At 58.1% G+C, this 25,624-nt stretch carries 27 protein-coding genes; 18 read left to right on the forward strand and 9 right to left on the reverse strand.

Going from position 1 to position 25,624, the window contains the following annotated elements; translation table 11 throughout:
* Positions 1–4 precede the first annotated feature (4 nt).
* Positions 5–3,337, reverse strand: a complete 3,333-nt coding sequence (gene carB, locus QQG91_RS02710) for a carbamoyl-phosphate synthase large subunit (RefSeq protein ID WP_285771446.1) — start codon at positions 3,335–3,337, stop codon at positions 5–7.
* A 272-nt stretch (positions 3,338–3,609) separates the two neighbouring features.
* Between carB and QQG91_RS02715 the strand changes: the two genes are divergently transcribed.
* The 5 genes from QQG91_RS02715 to QQG91_RS02735 all read left to right on the forward strand — a co-directional run bounded on the left by QQG91_RS02715 (position 3,610) and on the right by QQG91_RS02735 (position 9,901).
* Complete coding sequence (locus tag QQG91_RS02715) at positions 3,610–4,731, forward strand: aminodeoxychorismate synthase component I (protein ID WP_285771447.1); 1,122 nt, start codon at positions 3,610–3,612, stop codon at positions 4,729–4,731.
* Positions 4,686–5,330 carry an aminotransferase class IV family protein gene (locus QQG91_RS02720; RefSeq protein ID WP_285771448.1) on the forward strand — a complete coding sequence of 215 codons (645 nt, stop codon included), beginning with the start codon at positions 4,686–4,688 and terminating at the stop codon, positions 5,328–5,330. Before QQG91_RS02715 ends, QQG91_RS02720 begins: the two co-directional genes overlap by 46 nt.
* 62 nt (positions 5,331–5,392) lie before the next feature.
* Positions 5,393–7,180, forward strand: coding sequence for an aspartate--tRNA ligase (gene aspS, locus QQG91_RS02725; protein ID WP_285771449.1), 1,788 nt, complete (start codon positions 5,393–5,395; stop codon positions 7,178–7,180).
* 166 nt (positions 7,181–7,346) lie between these two features.
* The gene (locus QQG91_RS02730) at positions 7,347–8,735 is read left to right on the forward strand and encodes a DUF1800 domain-containing protein (protein WP_285771450.1); all 1,389 of its coding nucleotides are present in this window, start codon (positions 7,347–7,349) and stop codon (positions 8,733–8,735) included.
* Between the two features lie 2 nt (positions 8,736–8,737).
* Positions 8,738–9,901, forward strand: coding sequence for a DUF1501 domain-containing protein (locus QQG91_RS02735; RefSeq protein ID WP_285771451.1), 1,164 nt, complete (start codon positions 8,738–8,740; stop codon positions 9,899–9,901).
* On the opposite strand, the gene QQG91_RS02740 is transcribed toward QQG91_RS02735, so the two are convergent.
* Positions 9,898–10,608 (reverse strand): response regulator, encoded by a 711-nt coding sequence (locus QQG91_RS02740; RefSeq protein ID WP_285771452.1) that lies wholly within the window; start codon positions 10,606–10,608, stop codon positions 9,898–9,900. The two genes, QQG91_RS02735 and QQG91_RS02740, sit on opposite strands and share 4 nt — an antisense overlap.
* Positions 10,609–10,761: 153 nt before the next feature.
* On the opposite strand from QQG91_RS02740, the gene mce reads away from it, so the two are divergent.
* Together mce and QQG91_RS02750 are read left to right on the forward strand one after the other, a co-directional pair.
* On the forward strand, positions 10,762–11,166 hold the full coding sequence (mce, locus tag QQG91_RS02745; protein WP_285771453.1) for a methylmalonyl-CoA epimerase: 405 nt from the start codon (positions 10,762–10,764) through the stop codon (positions 11,164–11,166).
* Positions 11,167–11,223: 57 nt separating this feature from the next.
* On the forward strand, positions 11,224–11,508 hold the full coding sequence (locus QQG91_RS02750; protein WP_285771454.1) for a DUF1467 family protein: 285 nt from the start codon (positions 11,224–11,226) through the stop codon (positions 11,506–11,508).
* Here QQG91_RS02750 and QQG91_RS02755 read toward each other — a convergent pair.
* Together QQG91_RS02755 and QQG91_RS02760 are read right to left on the reverse strand one after the other, a co-directional pair.
* A complete protein-coding gene (locus tag QQG91_RS02755; protein WP_285771455.1) occupies positions 11,505–12,191 on the reverse strand; it encodes an EI24 domain-containing protein in 687 nt (228 codons plus the stop codon). The genes QQG91_RS02750 and QQG91_RS02755 overlap by 4 nt on opposite strands.
* The gene (locus QQG91_RS02760; protein ID WP_285771456.1) at positions 12,188–12,766 is read right to left on the reverse strand and encodes a nitroreductase family protein; all 579 of its coding nucleotides are present in this window, start codon (positions 12,764–12,766) and stop codon (positions 12,188–12,190) included. The genes QQG91_RS02755 and QQG91_RS02760 overlap by 4 nt, the downstream gene beginning before the upstream one ends.
* Before the next feature lie 109 nt (positions 12,767–12,875).
* Between QQG91_RS02760 and QQG91_RS02765 the strand changes: the two genes are divergently transcribed.
* Positions 12,876–13,124, forward strand: coding sequence for a DUF167 domain-containing protein (locus QQG91_RS02765; protein WP_285771457.1), 249 nt, complete (start codon positions 12,876–12,878; stop codon positions 13,122–13,124).
* Here the strand turns inward: QQG91_RS02765 and QQG91_RS02770 are convergent.
* Positions 13,121–13,369 (reverse strand): DUF8831 family protein, encoded by a 249-nt coding sequence (locus QQG91_RS02770; RefSeq protein WP_285771458.1) that lies wholly within the window; start codon positions 13,367–13,369, stop codon positions 13,121–13,123. The two genes, QQG91_RS02765 and QQG91_RS02770, sit on opposite strands and share 4 nt — an antisense overlap.
* A 115-nt stretch (positions 13,370–13,484) precedes the next feature.
* Between QQG91_RS02770 and QQG91_RS02775 the strand changes: the two genes are divergently transcribed.
* Positions 13,485–14,201, forward strand: a complete 717-nt coding sequence (locus QQG91_RS02775; RefSeq protein ID WP_285771459.1) for a M48 family metallopeptidase — start codon at positions 13,485–13,487, stop codon at positions 14,199–14,201.
* A gap of 77 nt (positions 14,202–14,278) precedes the next feature.
* The gene (locus QQG91_RS02780) at positions 14,279–14,530 is read left to right on the forward strand and encodes a DUF6455 family protein (protein WP_285771460.1); all 252 of its coding nucleotides are present in this window, start codon (positions 14,279–14,281) and stop codon (positions 14,528–14,530) included.
* Here the strand turns inward: QQG91_RS02780 and QQG91_RS02785 are convergent.
* Positions 14,527–15,015, reverse strand: a complete 489-nt coding sequence (locus tag QQG91_RS02785; protein WP_285771461.1) for a DUF4405 domain-containing protein — start codon at positions 15,013–15,015, stop codon at positions 14,527–14,529. The genes QQG91_RS02780 and QQG91_RS02785 overlap by 4 nt on opposite strands.
* Before the next feature lie 215 nt (positions 15,016–15,230).
* Between QQG91_RS02785 and QQG91_RS02790 the strand changes: the two genes are divergently transcribed.
* From QQG91_RS02790 to QQG91_RS02800, 3 genes are all read left to right on the forward strand, one after another.
* The gene (locus tag QQG91_RS02790; RefSeq protein ID WP_285771462.1) at positions 15,231–15,470 is read left to right on the forward strand and encodes a hypothetical protein; all 240 of its coding nucleotides are present in this window, start codon (positions 15,231–15,233) and stop codon (positions 15,468–15,470) included.
* Between the two features lie 37 nt (positions 15,471–15,507).
* Complete coding sequence (locus QQG91_RS02795; RefSeq protein ID WP_285771463.1) at positions 15,508–15,858, forward strand: YigZ family protein; 351 nt, start codon at positions 15,508–15,510, stop codon at positions 15,856–15,858.
* Between the two features lie 76 nt (positions 15,859–15,934).
* Complete coding sequence (locus QQG91_RS02800; protein WP_285771464.1) at positions 15,935–16,189, forward strand: DUF6455 family protein; 255 nt, start codon at positions 15,935–15,937, stop codon at positions 16,187–16,189.
* Here QQG91_RS02800 and QQG91_RS02805 read toward each other — a convergent pair.
* Positions 16,186–17,682 carry an ArnT family glycosyltransferase gene (locus tag QQG91_RS02805; RefSeq protein ID WP_285771465.1) on the reverse strand — a complete coding sequence of 499 codons (1,497 nt, stop codon included), beginning with the start codon at positions 17,680–17,682 and terminating at the stop codon, positions 16,186–16,188. The genes QQG91_RS02800 and QQG91_RS02805 overlap by 4 nt on opposite strands.
* Positions 17,683–17,777: 95 nt before the next feature.
* Between QQG91_RS02805 and QQG91_RS02810 the strand changes: the two genes are divergently transcribed.
* The 5 genes from QQG91_RS02810 (at position 17,778) to QQG91_RS02830 (ending at position 23,218) form a co-directional block, all read left to right on the forward strand.
* Positions 17,778–18,182, forward strand: coding sequence for a GtrA family protein (locus QQG91_RS02810; RefSeq protein WP_285771466.1), 405 nt, complete (start codon positions 17,778–17,780; stop codon positions 18,180–18,182).
* Positions 18,179–19,123: a glycosyltransferase family 2 protein gene (locus QQG91_RS02815; protein WP_285771467.1), complete on the forward strand. Its 945-nt coding sequence runs from the start codon at positions 18,179–18,181 to the stop codon at positions 19,121–19,123. Before QQG91_RS02810 ends, QQG91_RS02815 begins: the two co-directional genes overlap by 4 nt.
* 27 nt (positions 19,124–19,150) lie before the next feature.
* On the forward strand, positions 19,151–19,498 hold the full coding sequence (locus tag QQG91_RS02820; protein WP_285771468.1) for a diacylglycerol kinase: 348 nt from the start codon (positions 19,151–19,153) through the stop codon (positions 19,496–19,498).
* Between the two features lie 261 nt (positions 19,499–19,759).
* Complete coding sequence (locus QQG91_RS02825; protein WP_285771469.1) at positions 19,760–22,720, forward strand: calcium-binding protein; 2,961 nt, start codon at positions 19,760–19,762, stop codon at positions 22,718–22,720.
* Positions 22,721–22,831: 111 nt separating this feature from the next.
* Positions 22,832–23,218: a c-type cytochrome gene (locus tag QQG91_RS02830; RefSeq protein ID WP_285771470.1), complete on the forward strand. Its 387-nt coding sequence runs from the start codon at positions 22,832–22,834 to the stop codon at positions 23,216–23,218.
* A 41-nt stretch (positions 23,219–23,259) separates the two neighbouring features.
* On the opposite strand, the gene QQG91_RS02835 is transcribed toward QQG91_RS02830, so the two are convergent.
* A complete protein-coding gene (locus QQG91_RS02835; protein ID WP_285771471.1) occupies positions 23,260–24,117 on the reverse strand; it encodes a hypothetical protein in 858 nt (285 codons plus the stop codon).
* Between the two features lie 12 nt (positions 24,118–24,129).
* On the reverse strand, positions 24,130–25,500 hold the full coding sequence (gene rimO, locus QQG91_RS02840) for a 30S ribosomal protein S12 methylthiotransferase RimO (RefSeq protein WP_285771472.1): 1,371 nt from the start codon (positions 25,498–25,500) through the stop codon (positions 24,130–24,132).
* Positions 25,501–25,624 lie beyond the last annotated feature (124 nt).

The following is a 25,624-nucleotide window of genomic DNA, read 5'->3' on the forward strand; positions in this document are numbered from 1 at the left end:
GTGATTAACCCTGTAGGCTGCGCACCCCGATGTCACCCTCGCTGCGGGCCTGCATCGCGAGCGCGGCGGCATGCGAAGCGGCGGCAGTGGTGAAGTAGGGGATCTTGTCATAAAGGGCGACCGCGCGGATATCGCGGCTGTCCTCTACGGCCTGTGCGCCTTCGGTGGTGTTGAAGACAAGGCTGATGTGGCCGTCCTTGAGACGATCCACGATGGTGCGGCCGCCTTCATAGACTTTGTTCACGATCTCGCAGACAACGCCGTTCTCGGTGAGCCAGCCTGCGGTGCCGCGGGTTGCCACGATTGCAAAGCCGAGATCGACGAGGATCTTGGCCGCTTCGAGCATATCTGCGCCTTTGTCCGCATCGCGGATCGAGACGAAGACATTGCCTTCGGTCGGAAGGAGCGTGCCTGCACCAAGCTGTGCCTTGAGGAAAGCGCGACCGAACGAGCGGTCCCAACCCATGACCTCGCCCGTCGAGCGCATTTCCGGCCCGAGGATGGTGTCGACACCGGGGAAGCGGGCAAAGGGAAGCACGGCTTCCTTGACCGAGAACCAAGGGGTCTTGGGATCGGCAAGCGTAAACGGATCGGGCTGCGGGACGGTGGCCATCGGATCGAGATCGGTCGGATAGGGATCACGCATCGGGAAGTTCGAGAGCGGCTCACCCGCCATCAGACGTGCCGCGATCGACGCGATAGCCGAGTCCACGGCCTTGGCGACGAAGGGCACGGTGCGCGATGCACGCGGGTTCACTTCGATGAGGTAAACCTCGCCGTCCTTGACAGCGAACTGGACGTTCATCAGGCCGATCACCTTGAGCGCCTTGGCCAGAGCCACGGTCTGCTTGCGGATTTCGGTCACGATCTCGGCCGAAAGCGTGTGCGGCGGCAGACAGCAGGCCGAGTCGCCCGAGTGGACACCGGCTTCTTCGATGTGCTGCATGATGCCAGCTACGTGGACGTTCTCGCCGTCACAAAGCGCGTCGACGTCAACCTCGGTTGCGCCCGAAAGATAGCTGTCCAGAAGAACAGGGCTATCGCCCGACACAACCACGGCTTCGTTGATGTAGCGTTCGAGCTGGGCCATATCGCGCACGATTTCCATCGCACGGCCACCAAGGACATAGGACGGACGGATCACCAGCGGGAAGCCGATTTCTTCGGCGATCTTGATCGCTTGGGCGTCGGTCGAAGCAATGCCGTTGACCGGCTGCTTGAGACCGAGACGGTTCACGAGATCCTGGAACCGCTCGCGGTCTTCGGCAAGGTCGATCGCATCGGGCGAGGTGCCGAGGATCGGAATGCCGGCTTCTTCGAGCGCGTTTGCCAGCTTGAGAGGGGTCTGGCCGCCGAACTGGACGATAACGCCGTGAAGCGTGCCGTTGTCCTGCTCCACGCGCAGGATTTCCATTACGTGTTCAAAGGTCAGCGGTTCGAAATAGAGACGGTCCGACGTGTCGTAGTCGGTCGACACGGTCTCGGGGTTGCAGTTGATCATGATCGTCTCGTAACCCTGATCGGTCAGAGCGAAACAGGCGTGACAGCAGCAATAGTCGAATTCGATCCCCTGACCGATACGGTTCGGGCCACCACCGAGGATGACGACTTTTTTGCGGTCCGAAGGACGGGCTTCGCATTCCACGTCGCCCATCGCGGGGGCTTCGTAGGTGGAATACATATAAGGCGTCTGTGCTTCGAATTCTGCGGCGCAGGTGTCGATCCGCTTGAACACGGCGACAACGCCGAGGTTCTGGCGCGCGCGGCGCACGTTGTCCTCGGTGCGGCCCGTAAGCTTGGCAAGGCGGGCATCGGTGAAGCCCATCATCTTGAGCTTGCGAAGACCCTTTTCATCGAGCGGCAGGCCGTTCTTTTTCACGTCGGCTTCGGCTTCCACGATCTCGCGGATACGGTTGAGGAACCACGGATCGAACGAGGTGATGGCAATGATCTCGTCGTTGGTAAAGCCGTGGCGCATCGCCTGCGCGATGGTGCGAAGACGATCAGGGGTCGCTTTGGACAGCGCCGAGGAAACGGCCGCCTTGTCCGGCGCGCCCGGAATAGCGATCTCGTCGAAACCGGTGAGACCCGTTTCCATCGAAGCGAGCGCTTTTTGCATCGACTCGTGGATGGTGCGGCCGATGGCCATGGCTTCGCCGACCGACTTCATTGCAGTGGTCAGTTCGGGCTTGGAGCCGGGGAACTTCTCAAAGGCAAAGCGCGGGATCTTGGTGACGACATAGTCGATGGTCGGCTCGAACGAGGCGGGCGTGACCTTGGTGATGTCGTTGTCGAGCTCGTCGAGGGTGTAGCCCACAGCGAGCTTTGCCGCGATCTTTGCAATCGGGAAGCCTGTTGCTTTGGAGGCGAGAGCGGACGAACGCGACACACGCGGGTTCATCTCGATCACGACCATACGGCCGTCTTTGGGGTTCACGGCCCATTGGACGTTGGAGCCACCCGTTTCAACGCCGATCTCGCGCAGAACCGCGATCGAGGCGGTGCGCATGATCTGGTATTCCTTGTCGGTCAGCGTCAGCGCAGGGGCCACGGTGATCGAGTCGCCCGTATGCACGCCCATCGGATCGACGTTTTCGATCGAACAGACGATGATGGCGTTGTCGGCTTTGTCGCGGACGACTTCCATCTCGTATTCTTTCCAGCCGAGAAGCGATTCATCGACAAGGATCTGACCGACAGGCGAGGCATCCATACCCGTGCGGCAGTAGTATTCGTATTCTTCGCGGTTATAGGCCACACCGCCACCCGTGCCGCCGAGCGTAAAGGCAGGGCGGATGATCGCGGGAAGGCCGATGTCTTCGAGCGCTTCGAGCGCGAGAGCGACACCTGCCTTGAGATCTTTCTTGCCCTTGGCGTCTTTCGGAGCGGTGACGATGGTGGCCTTGGGGTTCTCGATCCCGAGACGGTCCATGGCCTCGCGGAAGAGTTTGCGGTCTTCGGCCATTTCGATGGCTTCGCGCTTGGCGCCGATCATTTCGACGTTGAACTTTTCGAGCACGCCCATGTCGGCAAGAGCAAGCGAGGTGTTGAGACCTGTTTGTCCGCCCATCGTGGGCAGGAGGGCATCGGGGCGCTCTTTCTCGATGATCTTGGCGACCACTTCGGGAGTGATCGGTTCGATATAGGTGGCATCGGCCAGACCGGGGTCGGTCATGATCGTTGCGGGGTTCGAGTTCACCAGAATGACGCGGTAGCCTTCTTCGCGAAGCGCTTTACAGGCTTGGGCGCCCGAATAGTCGAATTCGCAGGCTTGCCCGATGACAATGGGTCCGGCTCCGATGATCATGATCGACTTGATGTCGGTTCTCTTCGGCATGGTTCTATCCCTCGTATCGGTATGTGGCAGGCATGGGTCGTGAACGCGAGACTCGGTCATCTTGCGCCGCACAAATTGTCGTGGGTTATAGGGATGGAGAAGCGCGGCGCAAGGCCTGATCCACGCTTTTGCGCGGAAAATCCGAGCATCCTTTCGGTCAGGCGTCGGTGCAAGAGGCAAAAGGACGTTTTGGACCCAACTTTTGCGCGTTTGGACCCTGTAACCTCGGGGGTTGCAGGATTATGTAGGCGGCGCATCGGAAAGGAGCACCCTTGAAACTTCGTTTTGACTTCGGGCCTGCCGAGGCTCCCGTGACATTTCACGGCGCTCTCAAAGTGATTGAAGCGCACAGCGCGCGAGAGGTCGAACCCGCTCTTGCCGCGATGGAAGAGGTGCGCCGCGCGGGGCACTGGCTTGCAGGATATGCAAGCTACGAGGCGGGCTATGCGCTCGAGCCGCGTCTGTTGCCGCTTTTGCCACTGGAACGGCGCGTGCCGCTCTTGCGCTTCGGCGTGTTCGAAGGCTGGTCAGAGGCGGGCAAACTCCCTGCCGCGGGCGGCACGATCACCGATGTCCAGCCGCGCTGGGATGCACAACAATATAAAGCCGCCTTCGAGAAACTGCGCGGCTACATCGGGGCAGGCGACATTTACCAGGCCAACCTGACCTTTCCCATCGATGCCGTTGCAAAAGGCAGCGCCGAAGCTCTTTATTCCGCTCTGACCGAGAGACAGCCCGTGGGCTATGGCGCTCTTATCCAATGTGATGACTTCGATATTCTGTGCCGCTCGCCCGAGTTGTTTTTCCGTGTCGATGGAAATGGGCTTGTCGCGACGCGCCCGATGAAGGGCACGATGCCGCGCGGGCACACCAAAGCGGAAGACAGTGCGAACAAGGCGTTTTTGCAGGGCGACACAAAGAACCGTGCCGAAAACCTCATGATCGTGGATTTGTTGCGCAATGATCTGAGCCGCATTTGCGAGCTTGGCAGTGTGCGCGTGCCCGAGCTTTTCCGCGTCGAAACCTATGAGACCGTGCACCAGATGACCTCTCTCGTGACGGGGCAGAGTGCGAGCGGCACAACGATTCCAAAGATTTTCTCGGCGCTCTTTCCGTGTGGTTCGATTACGGGTGCGCCCAAGCTCAGAGCGATGGAGATCATTCGCGAGCTGGAGCCATGGGCGCGTGATGTCTATTGTGGTTCGCTCGGCTGGATTGCACCCGACGGGCGAGCGGCCTTTAACGTGGCGATCCGCACGCTGCTGCTTCAGGGCGAGCGGGCGACTTTGAACGTCGGCGGCGGCGTTGTTTGGGACAGCACCGCTTCGGCAGAATACGAGGAGGCCTTATGGAAAGCCCGTTTCGCGACGCTCTCCCCGAAAATACCCGCCTGATCGAAACCTTGGGCTGGTCGCCCGAGGGGGGATATCGGCACTTGGCGCTTCATCTGGCGCGGCTAGAGCAAAGCGCCCTGCGGCTCGGATTTCCTTGCGACTTGGCTGCGTGCCGCGCGGCGCTGGGTCAGGAAGGCGAGGGGCCGCAGCGGGTGCGCCTTACGCTTGATGTGCGGGGCACGATCGAAGTGACGCGCAGTGCGCTTCCTCCATCGCCCGCGCTTTGGCGTGTCGCAGTGCATTCCCAAAGGCTCGATCCGGATGATCCTTGGCTCGGGGTCAAGACGACCCAGCGTGCACTCTATGACAAAGCCCGCCAAGACTTGCCCGAGGGTATCGACGAATGGCTTTTCCTCAATACCCGAGACGAGCTTTGCGAGGGCACGATCACCAATCTCTTCGTGATCCGCGAAGACGGGGAGAGGGTGACGCCGCCACTGTCTTCGGGGGTTCTTCCCGGGGTCTTGCGGGCAAGTCTTTTGATCGACGGATGGAAAGAGGCTGTTCTCGGCCGCGATGATCTGGCAAAAGCGCGTGAAATCTACATGGGGAATGCAGTTCGTGGCCTGATTAGGGCCGAACTTGCGCCCTTTGCTTGACAACGCCGCGCCAACCTTGTGTATCGGCCACTGACCGCGCCTAACCCATAGGAAACGACTCCATGCACGCCTATCGCACCCATACTTGCGCCCAATTGACCAAAGCGAACGTCGGCGAGACCGTCCGTCTGTCCGGCTGGGTTCACCGCGTGCGCGACCACGGCGGTATCCTCTTTATCGACCTTCGCGACACCTATGGCGTGACGCAGGTTCTGTGCGATCCCGACTCGGCAGCTTTTGCGGCTGTGGAAAAGGTGCGCTCCGAATGGTGTATCCGCATCGACGGCGAGGTAAAGGCGCGCGACCCCGAGCTGGTGAACCCCAAGCTCCCCACGGGCGAGATCGAAGTTTTCATCCGCGACATCGAAGTTCTGGGCGAAGCCAAAGAACTCCCGCTGATGGTTTTCGGTGATCAGGAATATCCCGAGGAAACCCGTCTGCGCTATCGTTACCTCGATCTGCGCCGCGAAGCGATGCAGTCGAACATGAAGCTGCGTTCGGATGTTGTCGCCTCGATGCGCAAGCGGATGTGGGACCAGAACTTCCGCGAATTCCAGACGCCGATCATCACGGCGTCGTCCCCCGAAGGCGCCCGCGACTTCCTCGTTCCGTCGCGCCTCCATCCGGGCAAGTTCTATGCCCTTCCGCAGGCACCGCAGCAGTTCAAGCAGCTGATCATGGTGTCGGGCTATGACCGTTATTTCCAGATCGCGCCCTGTTTCCGTGACGAAGACCCGCGCGCCGACCGTTCGCCCACCGACTTCTATCAGCTCGACCTCGAGATGTCGTTTGTGACCCAGCAGGACGTGTTCGACACCATCGCGCCCGTTCTCGCAGGTGTGTTCGAAGAGTTCGGCGGCGGCAAAAAAGTCGATGCGCCCTCCGAATGGCCGCAGATTTCCTATCGCGACTCTGCGCTCTGGTATGGCACCGACAAGCCCGACCTTCGTAACCCGATCAAGATGCAGGTCGTCTCCGAGCATTTTGCGGGTTCGGGTTTTGCGATTTTCGCCAAACTGCTCGAGCAGGATGGCACCGAAATCCGCGCGATCCCTGCACCGACCGGCGGCAGCCGCAAATTCTGTGACCGCATGAACGCTTTCGCCCAGAAAGAGGGTCTGCCCGGTATGGGCTACATCTTCTGGCGTGATGGCGAGAACGGCGAGATGGAGGCCGCTGGCCCGCTTGCCAAGAACATCGGTCCCGAGCGCACCGAAGCGATCCGCCAGCAGCTCGGCCTTGGCGTGGGCGATGCAGCCTTCTTCCTCGGCGGCAAACCTGCCGCTTTCGAAAAGGTCGCAGGCAAGGCACGCACCGTCATCGGCGACGAACTCGGCCTGACCGAAACCGACCGCTTTGCCTTTGCATGGATCGTGGACTTCCCGATCTATGCGCGTGACGAAGAAACGGGCAAGATCGACTTTGAACACAACCCCTTCTCGATGCCGCAGGGCGGAATGGATGCGCTTTTGGGCGACCCGCTTTCGGTCAAGGGCTTCCAGTATGACCTCGCCTGCAACGGCTACGAGCTTGTCTCGGGCGCGATCCGTAACCACAAGCCCGAGATCATGTTCAAGGCTTTCGAAATTGCGGGCTATGGCAAAGAAGAAGTCGAGAAGCGCTTTGGCGGCATGGTCAACGCGTTCCAGTATGGCGCACCGCCCCACGGTGGCTGTGCTGCGGGGATCGACCGTATCGTCATGCTTCTTGCCGACGAGCAGAACATCCGCGAAGTCATCATGTTCCCGATGAACCAGCGTGCAGAAGACCTCATGATGGGCGCGCCGAGCGAGCCGATGAACGAGCAGCTGCGCGAACTTCGTCTCCGCGTGCTTCCGCCCGAAGCGTAAATCGACATTATTTCGAAACAGAGGGCCGGTTGCAGGGATTGCAGCCGGCCTTTTGTTTTGCGCAGGGTCCCGATTTCCGATCCGCCCCACTTATTCGTGTGTGGCGAAGGGGGCAAATATCGGTATGGTTTTGGAAAAGGAACCAGACTGACGGAGAAGGCGTCCCGTGGCTATCGGTGATCCTGAAACGGCTGCGATCCGCTTCGGCTTGGGACTTGGTCCCTTGGCCGAATGGGATGCGCACCCCGATGACATGCTCTTGCGGCTGGTCGGGCGGGACGCGGCGGCGGAACGTTGGCCGATCCCGACCTTTTCCGAGGCGCGACCCACGCTTGCCGAACAGTTCCAGACCACGCTCGATATGAATGCCGCCCGCGATGCCGCCGATGAGGCGCGGATTGCCGAGCTGAACGCCCTTCGCCAGACCTATGCCGAGGATATGTCGACCCTCTATTGGGAGAGCTTTCGCAACACGCTGGCGCGTGCGAGCCTTTCGCGGGACGGGTTTCGCGAAAGGCTTGTCGAATTCTGGGCCAATCATTTCGCCGTGCGGTCGGAAAACAGCCGCACCCGCCATCTTGTCACCCCCTTTGTCGAAGAAGCCATTCGCCCGCGTCTGACGGGGCGTTTTGCCGATATGCTCTGGGCGGTGACGATCCACCCGATGATGCTCCTTTATCTGGATCAGGTCTCTTCCATCGGGCCGAACAGCCGTGTCGGGCGGGCCTCGCGCAGAGGGCTGAACGAAAACCTTGCCCGCGAGCTTCTCGAATTACACACGATGGGACCCGAAGGGCCCTATCTCCAAGAGGACGTGCGCGAGCTGGCCGAGTTGCTCACGGGGCTGAGTTTCCGTGCGGATCGGGGGTTTGTCTTTGAAACCCTTCGCGTGGAGCCTGGGTCAGAAACGGTGCTGGGACAGGAGTATCCCGCCACGGCGGATCTTGAAAACGTGCTCGCCGTGATCATGGATCTTGCTCATCATCCCGCAACGGCGCGGCACATCAGCCGCAAACTCGCCACCTATTTCATCAGCGATACCCCACCCCAAGAGATCATCGACCGTATGGCGACGCGCTTCGACGAGACGGGCGGCGACCTTCTTGCGGTTTATGAGGCGATGCTCACCCATCCTCTGGCATGGGAGGCCCCGCGCCAAAAGGTCAAAACGCCATTCGGGTTTGTCGCCTCGGCGCTGCGCGGTCTTGGCATTGGAGAAGCATTTTTCGACGCGGTTCCTCGCGGTGTTCTCCGCATGGGGTTCGAGAGGCAGTTGACCGTGATGGGGCAGGACTGGCAGCGTCCCGTCGGGCCCGATGGATTTGCGACGCTTGCACATGAATGGGTCACGCCGCAGGGGATGGCGGGGCGGATAAACTGGGCGATGACGGTGCCGCAGACGCTTGTGGACGAACTTCCTGATCCGCGTAACTTTGTGGATGTCGCACTTGGGCGGGGTGCAGCCGAGCCTGTGCGTTTTGCTGCGCGCGCAGCCGAAACGCGGGCCGAAGGGATCGGCCTTGTTCTCGCTTCTGCCGCCTTTCAAAGGAGATGACGATGCGTAGACGTGATTTCCTTGTCGGATGTTCGGCCGCTGCTGCGCCCTTTTTCACGCCTGTCGTCATGGCAGAGGGGCCATGGGAGGCGCGGATCGTGGTCATCATCTTGCGCGGGGCGATGGATGGTCTTGATGTTGTTCGGCCCATTGGGGATCCCGATTACGGCTGGCTGAGGCCGACGCTTTCGCAACAAGAGGGCGAGATCCCGCTTGACGATTTTTGGGCGATGCATCAGGCGCTTGCTCCGTTGCGCCCGCTTTGGGATCGGGGCCAGCTCGGATTTGCGCATGCAGTGTCCACACCCTATCGGGATCGCCGGAGCCACTTTGACGGGCAAGACATGCTCGAAGCGGGCGGCAATGATCTTGTCGGGCGGCCACGTGGAGGGTGGCTCAACCGGCTCGTTTCCGCTGTGCCGAACGCCACAAGCCGCACGGCCTTTGCCATCGGTCGCGAAGAGATGCTCATCCTTGATGGAGAGGCTCCTGTCTCGAGCTGGTCACCCGAAGCGGGGCTGTCGCTTTCGCCTCAGGCGCGCAGGCTCTTGGCGCGGGTTTACGAAGGCGACCCGCTGTTCGAGCAGGCAAGCGCCGATGCCATCGCCATTGCCGATCAGGTCTCTCTCGGAAGCGGCGAAAGCGCGATGGTGGAGGGCGTGAACAGCGGCACGGAACACGCGGGGCTGGCCCGATTTGCGGCAGAGCGACTTCGGGAAGAGACGCGCATCGCGAGTTTCTCCTTGTCGGGGTGGGACACCCACAATGGTCAGTCCCGTGACATGGGGCGCGCCTTGGGGCGGCTATGTGATACGATCCTGACGCTGAGGGCCGAACTTGGCCCGCTTTGGGACAAGACTGCCGTGATGTGCCTCACTGAATTCGGCCGCACCGCCGCCGAGAACGGGAGCCGCGGCACAGACCATGGGACGGGCGGGGCAATGATCTATGCGGGCGGCGCTCTCAGGGGTGGGCAGGTGATCACCGACTGGCCGGGTCTGAGTGAGGCCGATCTCTATGCAGGGCGCGACCTTATGCCGACGCGCGATGTGCGGGCCTATGCGGGGTGGATGCTGCGGCAACTGACGGGGTTGCCCGCATCGGTGATCGAAACCACGCTTTTTCCCGATCTGGACCTTGGGGCCGATCCTAAAATCGTGCTCTAGAGAGTGCGCGCATTCAAAAGACGCTGGTGCACTTCGGCGGCAAGGCGGCTGAGGGGGGGCGCGATCGGTTGCTGTGAGGCCCGAGCGACAGTCAACTCGGCCACGATCCGCGAAAGCGCAGGGTCCTTTGTGCTGATGGCGATGCTCCCGACGAATTGTGCAAGATAGTCGATCTGTCCGCCGGATTTGGCGTCGATCAATGCATCGGCGACGAGGGCAAGATCATCCTGAAGTGCAATCGGATCGGGCTGGACCTGTTCGTCGCTTAGGGCGCGCGGCCCTTGGGGGCGGCGGTCATAGGGAAGGTGATCGAGGATCGCGATCTGGAACTCGGCCAGCGATGTGATCGGTTTCGCCAGAAAACCATCCGCACCCGCGGCGATCGCGCGGTCCTCGCCAAAGCGGTCGCCGCTAGTGGCAAGAATGACATCGACGCGCGGACGCGCCTTGTTCAACTCTTCGATGAGATCCTCGCCCGCACCATCGGGTAGCCCCAGATCGACGATCACCACCGAAGGCCGATAGACCCGCAAATGCTGACGTGCATGCAAGATGGTATCGGCCCGCCGAATGCGTGCGCCCGATTTGAGACACAAAAGGCGCACCGCCTCGCAGGTAAAGCGGCTGTCCTCGACCAAGAGCACCGTATGGCCGAGCAACGGCAAAGAGGCGGTCGGCTTGCGATTGAGGTGTTCGACGATATCCATGATCAACTCCGGTGGCAGAACCCGTTGATCCAAGCTTGGGGCAATTTGGTGAATCAGAGGTTAAGGGCCGCGACGCTTTGCCACGAAAATCGAAGTTGCCAATGCTGCGAGTGCGAAAGATACTTTGCCAAACCATGCGCGAGGAGGCATCTCATGATCGGAAGACTTAACCACGTGGCAATCGCTGTGCCTGATCTGGAGGCCGCTTCTGCGCAATACCGTGATGTGCTCGGGGCCAATGTCGGTGCACCGCAGGACGAGCCCGACCACGGTGTGACTGTGGTCTTCATCGAGCTGCCCAACACCAAAGTCGAGCTGCTCTACCCCCTTGGGGAAGGTTCGCCGATCCAGGGCTTTCTCGACAAGAACCCTTCGGGCGGCATCCATCACGTCTGTTACGAGGTCGATGATATTCTTGCCGCACGTGATCAGCTCAAGGCCAAAGGTGCCCGTGTTCTGGGGACAGGAGAGCCCAAGATCGGCGCACATGGCAAGCCTGTGCTCTTCCTTCACCCCAAGGATTTCAACGGAACATTGATCGAGCTTGAGCAGGTTTAACACTTGCCCTTTGCGCTAGGGCCGCTAGGTCTGGCGCAAACCATGTAAGGACGCACCATGAGCATCACTTCCGCCCTCGTTCTCTTCGCTGTGATTTGGTTCATGGTGTTCTTCATCGTGCTTCCGCTCAGGCTTACGACCCAAGGCGAGGCGGGCGAGATTGTTCCCGGAACCCATGCATCTGCCCCCGCTGATGCCCAGATCAAGAAAAGAGCCAAGATCACGACCGTGGTGGCCTTTTTCCTTTGGGCGATCATCGCGGGGACGCTTGTATCGGGTTATTTTTCGGTAAGGGACATCGACTGGTTCCACCGGATGTCGACGCCTGAAGTGAGCCGTTAATCCGATAGCCTGTGGAACAGGTGCGTAAAGGTCGCGGCCCCAAGCACCGGAACCAGAAGGTTGATCAGCGGAAAACTGAGCGGGACCGCCATCAGGCAGCCCGCGAACCAGATTTCCATGGAATGGGCCTTGCGCATTTTGATTGCGCCTTCGCGTCCGAGACGGCGCATGGCGACCATCTGGAAATATTCGCGCCCAAGCAGGTATCCGTTCAGCACGTAAAAGATCGCAAAGCCGAAAAACGGCAAAAGCAGAGAGAGCATCAGCGCAACGATGTTCAAGAGGATCATCGTGCCGAGGAAAGCGAAAGTGTCGCCCAATGCCTCTTTGAAAGGGACGGGCGGCGGCACGGGAAGACCGGGATAGCTCTCGTCCTCGACCGCTTGGGCCACATCATCGAGAAAAAACGAGGTGATGGCCGAGGCCACAGGCACCATCAGAAAGACCGATAGCCCGATCATCAGGAAGAACCCGCCGACCGAGACGACATTGCGCGTCCAGTCGACTTCGCCGATCAGGGGAAAGCTGATCGTTTCGGGAAAGAACATCTGGATGGCCGACACAAGAAGGAAGGTCAGCCCGAAAAGCGCCCCGAGCGCAAGGCCGATGCCCTTGAGCAAAACGCCGCGAAACCTTGGGTCAGGGAGCTGACCCAAGGCCTTGAAGAAGTCGGTAAAGATCATTCAGAGATCCACTTGGTGATTTTCGCCAGATCAGGGCGCGGACGCTCGGGCGCAAGGTTGTCGAAGCTTCCGAGATGGATCACACCTGCCACGGCTTCGCCGTCCTGCTTGTCGAAGAAGGCGCGCGCGCAGGCGTCGTCATGACTTGCCCAGCCCGAAAGCCAATTTGCGCCATAGCCCATTGCATGGGCTGCATTGACCAAGGCGAGGCAAACCGCGCCTGCCGAATAGACCTGTTCGATCTCGGGAATGCCTGCACCTGCTTTGGGGGTCGAGAGGACGACCACGGCCAATTGGGCATTTCCGTAAGTGGCGGCCGATTTTGCGACTTTGTCGGGGTCGACGCCAAGCGCCGCGCCACGCTCGGGCATTTCGTTGGCGATGCGGTTCAGAGCCTCTTTCTCGAGCACCACGAAACGCCAAGGCTCGAGTTTGCCGTGATCGGGTGTGCGTGCGGCCGCCGTCAAAATGGTGTTCAACTCTTCGGCGGAGGGCGCGGGTGCCTTCAGGAGTTTCGCCGGCTGTGAACGGCGGGTCAGAAGGAAATCGAGAACGGCATCATTACGTTTGGACATATGCACTCCTATGGTTGCGACCTATGTAAGGGCTCGCCTGTTTCGGTTCCAGTGTCTTTGGCCCAAATCAAAGAGATGATCGCGGGCGCGAACGGTGCTAGAAAACCGCATGACCGAATTGAAAGCCCATCTCAACGGCGCAACCGAATTCACCGTGCGCGCCACCCCCAAATCAAGCCGGGATCGCATCGTGATCGAGGGGGAGGACATTCGCGTCTATGTCACGACCGTGCCCGAAAACGGCAAAGCCAATGCGGCCATCATCAAGCTGTTGTCCAAGGCGCTGGGCGTTCCGAAAACATCGCTCACATTGGTGCGGGGCGAAACGTCTCGTGATAAGACCTTCAGGCTGGATTAAGCCTCGTCTTCGTCGATCAGCTTGAGCCGATAGACACCCTCGGGCAAATCGAGCGCGGCTTCAAGATCGCGCACCTGCGTGAACGAAAGCGTGATCGTCATCACCCGATCATGCACGGGATCGTATTGTTCGATGGTGACACAGTCGTCAAAAGCGTTGACCGTCACATCCTCTTTCAGAGGGGTTTCACCCTCATCCACAAGGGTGACTACGGTGGCGTCGAATTCGTGCTCGATGGTAAACATAAGGTCAGCCTAGACCTCTCGTCGAGCCTCGGAAAGAGGAAACTGAAAACAAAACTTTGTCATCGCACTGGCAGGTTTCGGCCAAATCACTAGACTAAGAAAAAAAGGCTCGGGCATGCGTATTTTCCTATCGCTCATCGGTGTTGTGATTTTTCTGGCGGGTTGCGCAGGGCCTGTGCCCGATGCGCGTCTTCCTGCACCGCAAGAGCCTGTTTCCCAAACCATCGGCCGCGAGAGAGCCCGCGAGATCGTCGAACGCTTTGTCAATGTGGTCGAGCGGGTCGGGCCCGTGGCCGAAGAGGCCTGTATCGCTGCGGGAACGGCGCCGCGCTGTGATTTCCTGATTGCGGTGGATGATCGTCCCGAAGTGCCGCCGAATGCCTTTCAAACCGAGGATCGGAATGGGCGACCCGTGATCGCCTTTACACTTGCTCTCTTGGCCGATGTCCAGAACGAGGACGAGCTTGCCTTTGTCATGTCGCACGAGGCGGCCCATCACATCGCGGGCCATTTGTTCCGCCAGCAGCAGAATGCGACGGTGGGCGCCGTTGTGCTCGGACAGATCGCGGGGGTCTTTAGCGCAGGGTCCGAAGATCGTATCCGCGAGGCGCAGGAAATCGGCGCAGCGGTCGGGGCGCGCACCTATTCCAAACGCTACGAGCTCGAGGCAGATGCTTTGGGGACGCGCATCACCATGGTGGCGGGATTCGACCCTATTCGCGGGTCGCTCTTTTTTACCCGCATACCCGATCCGGGAGATCGGTTCTTGGGCACCCACCCTGCGAACAGTGAACGCATGGCGGTTGTCAGGGCGGTTGCAGGCGCGAGTTAGGCGAGCTTGATCTAGCGCAAAGCATCGGCGGATGCCGATGGATAACCTTTGATTGAATAGATTGAAGAGGTATCGTCATGCATCCCATGGGTGAAATCCGCAAGCATTTCTGGCTCACGCTCGGAATGGCCAAACACTGTCATGCGGATTTGGGGCGTGCCTTGGCCCAAGGGGAACTGACCCAGATGGAATATGCCGACCTCGTTACGGCCTGTCGTGGCTGTGACGCGCCACAAGCCTGCGCCGATTGGCTCAAAGCCGCGGAAGAGAACGCCGCGCCGCCGGAGTATTGTGTCAACCGGCGGCGCTTTGCCGAATTGGCGGACTAGTTTTGCAGGCTGCTGAGAAGAGAGGCTGCAGCGCGCATATCCCCGCCGGCAAGATCGGAGAGGGATTGGCCTGCAACGGGCGAAAAGCCTTGCTCGCTCAGCGCCGCCAAGAGAGTGCCTGTATCTTCACCCATGAGCATGGCAAGGTTTTCGATCGGTGCAGATGTGACCATCCGCACCGCAACAAGATCGGGGCGGCTTTGGGCACCCTCGGGTCTGCTGACGGGGACGAAAGACAAAGCAAGCAGAGCCACCGACGTGCCCATCACCGCGAGCGCAACTGGCCGTTTGAAATAACCCGTCATCGCGCGCCAGTTCAGAGCGACATGAAGCGCAACCGCTGCAATCATCAGCAGTCCGATCCATTCATGGATCACTTTGTTCAATCCCGTGCTGGCATGGAAGAACATCAGAACCCCCGTCACGCCGATGATCGCAAAGGTTCCGATGGTAAGGGGCGTTGCAAATTTTTTCAGGTTTTTCATTTCGTCACTCGTTGCTTGGTGCAACTCATACGGACAGCAGGGCAATTTCCGTCGCGAAAGTATCCCCGTTGTCGGAAATCGGACTTATCCCACCCCTAAAGAAGTGTATATGTCAGAGAAATGTAGATATCGCGCCGCCGAGGGCGTAGTTATTCACTCTCGGAGTATAAAACGTACCACCTTTGAGCCGTTATTTTTGTCAAAGGAGAACCACTATGACCATTCAGGCACCTATGACGATTGACGTTGAAAACGTAGCGATGCCGGTTTGTTCAAGGGCTGCTTTGAACAAACTGCCGAACGGTAAGCTAGTCGAAGTATTACACGCGCAAAAAGCGTGCCACGATTGCAATTGGAAGTATCGACCCGATGCGTGGCTCGATGGCTCTTCCGATACGGGCATTCGCAAGAATTGCGGCTTGGCTTCGGTGTGGCTCCAATTGATGCGCGTCTGAGACTTGCGCTTTTGCGGGCCGATATTACTGTGCCCCTATGAAGATCCTCGAAAATATTATCTCGGACCGCGGGTCAAAATATTCAGTATCAGGCGCACCCTGTCATTCCGCCGAGGACGCCAAAGAATTTATCAAAGCGCTTTGCAAGACCAAGAAATTTGCCAAAGCAACGCATAACACATGGGCGGTTCTCCTTGAGGAGGGGCCGCTCAAGAATGACGACGGCGAGAGCGGCGCAGGCATGGTTATTGTCCGCATGCTCGAACGCGAAGAGCTTTTCGGACATATCATCTGTGTCACCCGTTGGTTCGGGGGCAAACATCTCGGCGGGGATCGGTTTCGCCACGTGCAGTCTGCTGTCCGCGCCTATCTCGACGCGATCAAATAGCCCGATTGCGCTAGATCAAAGCAGAAGGTCCGATTTGCGGTGACACATATCTCATACCTTTGAAGGGGAGAGAGACATGTTTGGACTTCGTAAATTCGAACCGCACTTTGACTTGATGCACAAGATGGCGGCCACCGTCGATGTGTCGCTGGAAAAAGTGCTCGATGCAGGCGACAGCGGCGCGCAACGCCTTCGCTCGGCCATGATGCGCTGTGCGTTTTGTGACGATGTGAATGGCTGCCAAAAATTCCTCGAGGACAACAAGGACGGCGCGCCCGAACCGATGGCCACCTGTCCGAACAAGGGTTTCTTGATGGGGCTCAAGGACTAGAGCCGTTCGTAGAGCACAAAGTCGCCTTTTTCGAGTGTCGGCCGATAGGACTGCGTGAGCATTTCGTGCAGCACATCCGCCCGCGGCACTTCGAGATACCAGAGCGGCTCTTTTGGCATCAGAACGAAACGCGGCTTGCTGGCGACCGCTTTCTCGAACGCTTGAGGCGGCGCGAGACCTTTTTCGACTACAACTGTTTCGATATTGTCGCGAATGATGTTCGATGGGTGCACGGCGAAGAACACCATAGGGGGCTGCGCGAGGTAGAAATAGAGCAATTGCCCCGCCAAAACGAGAACCTCGTCGTCATCGGTGCGTTGGTCTTGAATATACTCTGCAATGGATTTGATCGGGAAATTACGCTCGAGCTCTGATGGTCCAACCCAAAGCACGACCGTAAACGACGGCAAAGTTCGGATCGCTAACCCAACTAGCGCAATGAGTGCGTAAATCTTGTGCCATCTAACTGGAGCCTTTGGCAAAGACACTGCTGCCCCGATGGCGAGAAATGGTGCAAGTTGAAGGAGGTGGTGCCATGTGAAATTTCCGCTCAAAGCCATGCCGAGCCAGACCGAGATCGCAGTTGATGCGATTAGCCCTCCCTCTGTTCTGAGGTTGGGTATTATTTTTCTTAGGTGAGTTCGCGGGCTACTCGCGTGCTTGGCAATCGGGAAAAGCAGGAATGATCCCCACAGATCAGGAAAGGCCACGCTTGCGACAAGGATGGCAAGTAATACGAGAGTGCCGTTGAGAAGAAAACTGCGCTGTCCACCTGCATTATTCAGCACGACATCGACATTGGTGGTCCAAAAAAGATCAAGTTCCCCGTTGACCCAATAAAGCCAGATCACAGCACCCAGTGGAATGAGGCCGCCAATGACATAGGCGAAGACGCCCAAGCGTCGCGGCATGGTGGAACTGGGCCGAAAAAACCAAGATGAAATGAGTATTCCAAAAAAGATTACTGTTGTCGCAAGGTTCGTGCGGGTCAAGGTTGCGAGAGAGATGAGAAGTCCGACTAGAAAAAGTCCGAAGAGCGAATGCCGAAACGCCAAGAGCGCAAAGACCGATGCCATGAGAAACGCCAGCTCTACCGTCTCGGTCATGGCTGGTTGAACGGGAAATGCAGCGGCGGCGAAAATAAAAAGAAAACCGGCGACCCATGCATTCCGTTGGCTGCTGAGCCTTGCGGTGATCAAGGTCACGAAGAGAGCTGTGATTGCCACCCCAACCAAGCCGACTGCCCGCGCCGTGGCGATGCTCTCGCCGAAGACGTGCATTGCGCCCCCCATTATGAGGAAGAACAGCGGTGGTTTAATGTCCCACATCTCGACATAAGGCAAATGGCCTCGGGCGACGCTCCCCGCCAAAACGATAAACGTGCTTTCGTCCCAGTCCAGCACTTCTTGAGTGATCGAACCCCAACGGGTTACGAATGAAAGAAGGAGCATAATCCCGAGGGCTACTGGCCAGGTAAGACGAGGAAGATTCACGAAAGCTCCTTGGGTGAAAAGGTCTAGTGGTGACTATCCAAGACTTTACAACATTGAAACTGGATTTGTCGCCCCAGCTGTCATAGCTGTGCGCTATGAAGTTTTCTTTTAACAATCGTGAAGTCCTGGTCTTTGGTGTGGTCGGCGTTGCTGCAACGGTCGCGCATTATGTGATAGCCAAATCCGTGAATTCGGCTTTCGGGATCAGCATCTTCTGGTGCAATCTGGTCGGCTTTCTTTGCGCGTTCTCGGTTTCGTATTTCGGGCATTATCATCTCAGTTTTCGGTCCGATGCGCCCCATCTCAAGGCTTTGCCCAAGTTCGGCTTTACTGCGCTTCTCGGGTTTCTGGTGAACAATGCGGTTCTGGTGGTCCTCGTCTGGGGTGCGGGAGAAGAGCGTATCTGGTTTATCGCGATTGCCATGGTTTTTTCGGCGGGAACGGTTTTTACTGTTTCGAAATTCTGGTCCTTTGCGAACCATGGAGCGCCTAAGGCATGACGTCGATCACGATCCTCATCCCCTGTTACAATGAGGCAAAGGGCATTCCTGCGCTGGCCGCGGCGCTCAATGCCGAGCTGCCCAAGATCGAAAAGGACCTTGATGTCGACCTTTCGCTGCTCTTCGTGGATGACGGAAGCAAGGACAATACGGTCGACGTTCTTAAGGCCACCGATTTCGACATTCCGACGCGGCTCATCGTTCTGAGCCGCAATTTCGGCAAAGAGGCCGCGCTGAGTGCGGGGCTTGATGCCCATTGGTCGGACGCGGTGATCATGATGGATGCGGATCTTCAGCATCCTATTGCACTTATTCCCGATATGATCCGCAAGTGGCGTGAAGGTTACGACGTGGTCTACGCCTTCAAGAGCAGCCGCGACCAAGAGGGGCTTGCTACGCGGCTCTTGTCCAAAGCGTTCTATCGGCTTGTCAATTACGGCTCGCGAACCGAGCTGCCCAAGAATGCAGGCGATTACCGCCTCCTTGACCGCCGCGTGGTCGAGGCGATCGGCAAGCTTCCCGAGGCCCAGCGTTTCATGAAGGGTCTTTATGCATGGGTCGGGTTTCGGCAGATCGGTATTCCCATGACAGTGGCCGAGCGCGCGACGGGGCGCACCAGCTTTTCGCCGATCCGTTTATTGGGGTTGGCTGTTGACGGGCTGACCTCGTTTTCGATTGCGCCCATCCGGATCATGTCGATTGCGGGGCTTTTGATCGCGACGCTCAGTTTTCTCTATATGGCGTGGATCATCCTTCAGCGCCTGTTCTTCGAGGCACCCTTCAACGGGTTTGCGTCTCTTGCGGTGCTGATTGCCTTTTTCGGGGGGACGACGGTTCTGGGTCTCGGGGTGGTCGGCGAATATGTCGCCAAGGCGCTTCTCGAAGCAAAGCGCCGCCCGATCTATGTCGTGGCCGACGAGATTGAATTGAGTGATGGTTAAGCCAGCCCGAAGGAAGGCACCTTTGTAATGAGAAACTTTTTTGAGCGTCTGAAATTCCGCACGATCTGGAGCTGGCACGGTGTCAAAGACACTTGGGTCAACGAATATTCGTTCCGCACTTGGGTTTGGGGCAATCTCATCTCGGGCGGCTTGGCGTTCTGGCTTCTGGAAGGGGCGGCGCTGGCGCTAATCCTTGTGATGGGCCTTCTGGTTCTGGCCGCCGAGCTGATGAATACGGCCATCGAGCGCACGGTCGATCTTGTCACCGAGGAGCAGCACCCACTGGCCAAACGGGCCAAAGATGCAGGGTCCGCCGCAGTTGCCGTCACCGCTGTTGCGGCTGGTATCGCTTGGGTCGTGGCGCTCTTCGTTTAAGGCGACGACCCACCGAAGGCGGATCAAAATATCAGTGAATTCAAAGGGAGACAGGGCCGATTTGAGGCCCCGCCCTAAAATCACCACAATTTCTGTGCAAATGTGTGGTCCGACTTATAAGATATAGCACTTCCCGACCGTTTACCGAGTTGCTCCCTTTGGGGGCTTATTACCGTTCAAAAGCGTTTTACCTCGTCTGTGCTTACGACCGCGATGAACCTCGCGCCGGGATGAGAGAAATGCTCCAGTATGGGGCAAGTCATGAGCCAAGTTTCGTTTACAATCGAAAAGGCAGGGACGGTCGGTTCAACGATCGGCCATAGCCATTTCGAAGTAAACGCGCTCTTCACCCGTGATTTCCTTGATCCAGGCGGTCCGTTCGACCGCATGATCAAACAGATGAACTGGAGCGAATTGCGGTTCCCTGGCGGCACGGTCACTGAAGAGCTCTTTGCGCCTGGCTCGAACCTGAGTGCGCGGTTTCTCGATATCTACAGACCCTCGGGGCTTTCGGATAGCGGGGAAGACAGGATCGTAACCATCCCTGCCGCCTTCGACTATTCGTGGTCGAATGGAATGGATATCACCATCACCACGCCGTCCACCAATTATTTTACGGACACCGTGGGCCCCGATGGACTCCGCTCCGCGAGCCCCTTCGGAAGCTATAGCATTCTTGATTCAATCGACGAGATGATGCGCGGCGCCTTTGGCCCGATCAACATCGAGAAAATCGAGCTGGGCAACGAGTTCTGGTATCACGACGACCACCTGAGCGCCGCTGAATACGGCCATTTTGCCAACCACATCGCATTTGGCCTTCAGACGATGTTCGACATTTACCGTGAAGAACAAGGTGATCCATCAAGTTTCGAAGAACCACGGATCTCGGTTCAAAGCGCCCCCGGCTGGCTTCCCGACACTGCGGACGAGATTTTCAACGAATTATCCCTTGCCGCCCGCGAAGCGATCGACTCCGTCACGACCCACAACTACCCCCAAGATTACAACGCGGCAGGCGCACGGGCAAAGCACTTTGACCAGCTCGACAGATGGACCGAACTTGAGGGGATCAAGCCCGATCTCGAGTATTATGTCTCCGAGTGGAACATCCAGACCGACAGCGAGGATCTGGGCCTTCGCCAAAGCTCGGCCATGCTTGAAACCTTCGGGTATATGATCGAACGCGGGGTCGATCATGCGGCGGTCTGGGGCACGCAATATACGACGCTTAACGACAAACTGGCCAAGATGACCGAGGACTCCTCGGCGCCAGGAGGCTACAGCTATACGCTCACACCTGCGGGCGAGATTTACCGTATGATGTCGCTCAACCTCAGGGGGCTGAACTACTATGATCTCAACACGCCGCTCGAATTCCGCGATGCACTGACGGTCAAGCTCGAGGAGCGGACGGCGGATCAAAAAGACCAGCTTGTCATGCATGCCTTTGGTAATGACGACCGCAAAGTGGTCTTTATCTCATCACGCAGCGACGCAGCGATCGACGTGACGATCGACCCGACCCCGCTGGTGGGTGGATATCATCACCTTTGGGCCGAGCTGCTCGGGATCATCGACGATCCCACCACGACCAAAGACGAGGCCAACGTCGATAGCCCGCACGCCCGTCCCCATATCGAGACGTTCAACTCGACCGAGCTTCTGACCGCCCAAGGGCTTTCCTTCCATCTCGACCCGTTCGAGGTCATCCGTCTCGAATTCACCAATGGCGCCATCGGGGTGACGATGCAGGGGCACGACCAGCAAGTCGATCCTTTTGCCGACTATGACGACGATTTGCGCGGCTCGAACTATGATGACCAGATTTCGGGCTATTACGGCGACGACATGCTTCGCGGCAACGCAGGCAACGACAAGCTTTATGGCGGCGAGGGCAACGATTATCTCGGCGGCTGGACGGGCAATGATCTTCTGGACGGGGGCGAAGGCGACGACACGCTCGTCGGCGGTGAGGGCAACGACATCCTCATCTCGGGGAGCGGGACCGATACGCTTTCAGGAGACAGCGGCACCGACCACTACATCGTCGACGTCCACAGTCTTGCCACTCTGACCGACTTCGACCCGATGACGGGCGAAACGCTCAGCTTTCTCGATGCCTATGGCAGCAGCGCGGAAGTCATGGCGCGGACCACCACCTATCAGGGCGATCTTGTCGTCAGCCATGACGAAGGCGGGATTACGCGGCTTGTCGGTTTGGGCGGACGCGAGGCCGAGTTCGAGACCTCGCTTGCCGACGCTATGGACGCATCGCCCACCGACGAGATCGTTGCGATCCTGAATGCGGTGCCGCCCGATGGCTCTATCCCGCTTGATCCCGTTGATCCGGGCACGTCCGAACCTCTGCCGGGGAGCTTGTCCCACCTCCAGATCGAACAGTTCCTGACCGCCAATAGCGCTCAGGAGATCGAAACCTTCATGCAGGGCCTGAGCGTCGAGGAAAAGATCGGTCTGGTCGATGTTCTGAACGTCAATGCCTTTGCCTATGCCGTTCCGCCCGAGACTTGGCAGACCTTTCTGAACAACCTCCCGCATGAGGCGATCGACCTTTTCTTCGACGAACTGTCGCCGCAGATGTATGACATCCGACTGCTCTCGGTTGCGGCGGGTTTTGCGCTTGGCGAATATGACACCACGCTCACCCTTAACGCCTATGCCCAAGCCCAGCTCATTGCAGGGGCGAGCGATGACGCCGTGACCGAACTTTACCTCGCGCTCGATCCGGACATGCGCGACGCGGCCTATGACGTCTATATGGCGAATAACCCAAGCTCGAATGCTCAGGATTTTCTGGATGTCCTGGGGCTGAACCGCGAAGACGTGAGCAATCTTGAAACAGAGCGGGCGCTGGGGCTGAGCAAACCCCTGTGGTTCCATCAAACGTCGCCCCGTGCGCTCGACAAATATCTCGAAGAGCATCCCGAACTCGAGGACGACGACGAAACCACAATAACCGTCGAGGGCGGCTGCTTTATTGCGACCTGTGTCTACGAGAATTTCGACCACCCGAACGTGGTTTATCTCAGGCTCTTTCGCGATCTGGAACTGGCCCGCTACGGGTTCGGCCGAAAGTTCATCGCCTTCTATTATGCCAAGGGCCCGATCCTTGCCCGCCGCCTTGCGCCCTATCCGCGTGTCAAAGCCGTGATACGGGCGCTGCTTGGTGCCTTCATCACGCTTAGGGAATGGATGCGCTAGCCTCTGATTTGTGCGGAAACTACGACCAAAGGAGGGGCGATCTGTTGATCTGGCTCAATTCTTGGTTGCGGGCCGAGGGGTAATCTTCCTCCGACACCACAGGAGGTTCACATGCGTCCCATCACTCATCTTATTGCACTCGGTTTCATCGCCCTCGGCTCGCAACTGGCCGCCGAGAGCTTCGAGCAGATCAAAATCGAAGCGGGCGAAAAGCTCTTTACCGCCGAATGCCGCCGCTGCCACGCCCCCGACGCGAGCGATCCGAGCTATGGCCCCATGCTCGACCATGTGGTCGGACGGGCTGCGGGATCGGTCGAAGGCTATGACTATTCCGAGGCCCTTGCAGGCTCAGGCATCGTCTGGACCCAAGCCGCGCTCCGTGCATGGATGGAAGACAACGACGGCTTTATGCCAGGCACCAAAATGCGCCACGTCGGCATCGAAGACCGCACCGTGCAGGACTTCATTCTGGCTTATCTGAAGAGCATTTCGGGGTGAAACGTGAAACTCTAAGAGCTTCACTTGGGTCTTTTGCTTAATTACGATGAGATCTTTGAATTCGCTTTGATTGCATCAACAATGCTTTCAATGGAAATGTCATTCCCCCGACCTGCAGTGGTTTGGCCTTTTTCCAAAATAAAATTCCGCTCGGTTTGGATCAAAAAGCCTTCAATGACGGAAGTATCATTCCTTGCCAAAGCAAGATAGACAGATGCGATTTTGTGATCTAGGTTCAGTAACTCGTTCTTGTTTTGCTTTAAGTCTGCTTCGTTCGCCGCATATAGGCGTAGAAAAAAAGCGCTCGAGACTTGCAATAAGACTACCAATGCTGTGCGAGGAAAATAGGCTTCAGCGATGCTCATCCATCCATTGTCGCCAATCGTTCGCGGGGGAAGCAATAGTGCTGTAAGTAAAATAATTGTTGATATCCAGGCTATTGCGAGCCCGATCGATAAATTTGTTGTTGAACGAGATCGCAAGCGTTCAATCTCACTTTGCAAAGTACTGTGTGATCTATCGAGTGCCTCAGACCAATTGCTAATTTGTCGTTGAAACCTTTCTTCAATAGTGGCGTCAACTAATTTCCTAAGAGCTTCGTCTGCCGTTTTGTCGTAAGCTCTTTCCTTTCTGTTTTTCCTAATATCTATTAGAGAGGATGAATTTTTGTAACTTTTTGCTTCAAAGCTCTGATTAAGTTCTGTCCGAAGTTTTTCTAAATCAACAGATTTCGTGGTGACTGAATTGCGAGTTTCGACAAAACTACGAATTATCCGCAAGTATGCTGGTAAGACAAGATTTGTTGCCCCAATCATAGCCACGACTAAAGCGACTATCGATAATGCATCAATAAAACTAAACTGTGACAGCAAATGCAATGCTGAATTGATTTTTTCCATCTGTATTACCGATCATGTTTTACCCCACAAATCATACTCCCCAGCTTCATCAACTTCAACCTGAACGATATCGCCGACGGACAACTCTTCCGTGCCTTCGTCGATAAAGAGGTTGCCGTCGATCTCGGGGGCGTCGGCCCATGTGCGGCAGGTGGCGATGCCCTCTTCGTCGATGTCGTCCACGATGACTTCGAGGGTTTTGCCGACCTTGGCTTGGAGCTTGGCCTCTGAGATGGCCTGTGCCTTTTCCATGAAGCGGTCCCAGCGGTCCTGTTTGACTTCGGCGGGGACGTGATCAGGAAGATCGTTCGAGCGTGCGCCCGCCACGTTCTCGTATTGGAAGCAGCCCACGCGGTCGAGCTGCGCCTCGTCGAGCCAGTCGAGGAGGGTCTGGAACTCTTCTTCGGTTTCGCCGGGATAGCCGACGATAAAGGTCGAGCGGAGCGTGATGTCGGGGCAGACCGAGCGCCAGGCGTTGATCTCGTCAAGCGTTTTGGCGGCCGCGGCGGGGCGGGCCATGCGCTTGAGCGTCTCGGGGTGGGCGTGCTGGAACGGAATGTCGAGATAGGGAAGGATCAGCCCTTCGGACATGAGCGGGATGAGGTCGCGCACATGCGGATAGGGATAGACATAGTGCAGACGCACCCAAGCCCCGAGCGAGCCCAGATCACGCGCCAGATCGGTGATATGGGCGCGGCGCTCGCGCTCGGTGGCGTGTTTGATATCAACGCCATAGGCCGAGGTGTCCTGTGAGATCACGAGGAGTTCCTTGACCCCTGCCTCGACGAGCTTTTCCGCCTCGCGGATCACCGCATGGGCGGGACGCGAGACAAGTCGGCCGCGCATGTCGGGGATGATGCAGAACTTGCACTTGTGGTTACAGCCCTCGGAGATCTTCAGATAGCTGTAGTGGCGCGGCGTGAGCTTGACGCCCGAGGCGGGCAAAAGGTCGATGAACGGATCGGGCGAGGGCGGCACCGCGCCATGCACGGCGTCAAGCACCTGTTCATACTGGTGCGGCCCCGTCACAGCGAGGATATTGGGGTGGTGCTCGCGGATATAGTCGGGCTCGGCGCCCAGACAGCCCGTCACGATCACCTTGCCGTTTTCAACAAGAGCCTCGCCGATAGCGTCGAGGCTCTCGGCCTTGGCCGAGTCGAGAAACCCGCAGGTGTTTACAATCACCGCATCCGCGCCGGCATAATCGGGGCTGATCTGATAGCCCTCGGCGCGCAGCCGCGTGAGGATGCGTTCGGAGTCCACAAGCGCCTTGGGGCAGCCAAGGGACACCATGCCGATGGTCGGCTGGCCATCACGTTTCACATCTTCAAAGCGGGGCTTCGGAGCGAGGTCGGGGCGGAGATTGGGCGGGTTCGTGGACATGGGGGCCTCATACGCTGTCGCGGGCCTTGCGTGAAGGGGGATTCTGGCGCGCAACGTTACGGTGCTGTCGGGCAGGTTTAACGGTTTGGGCTGTATCTCTTGCACTGATGTTTGGGTCGGCGGG

It is taken from the genome of Marivivens sp. LCG002 (assembly GCF_030264275.1).
Lineage (GTDB): Bacteria > Pseudomonadota > Alphaproteobacteria > Rhodobacterales > Rhodobacteraceae > Marivivens.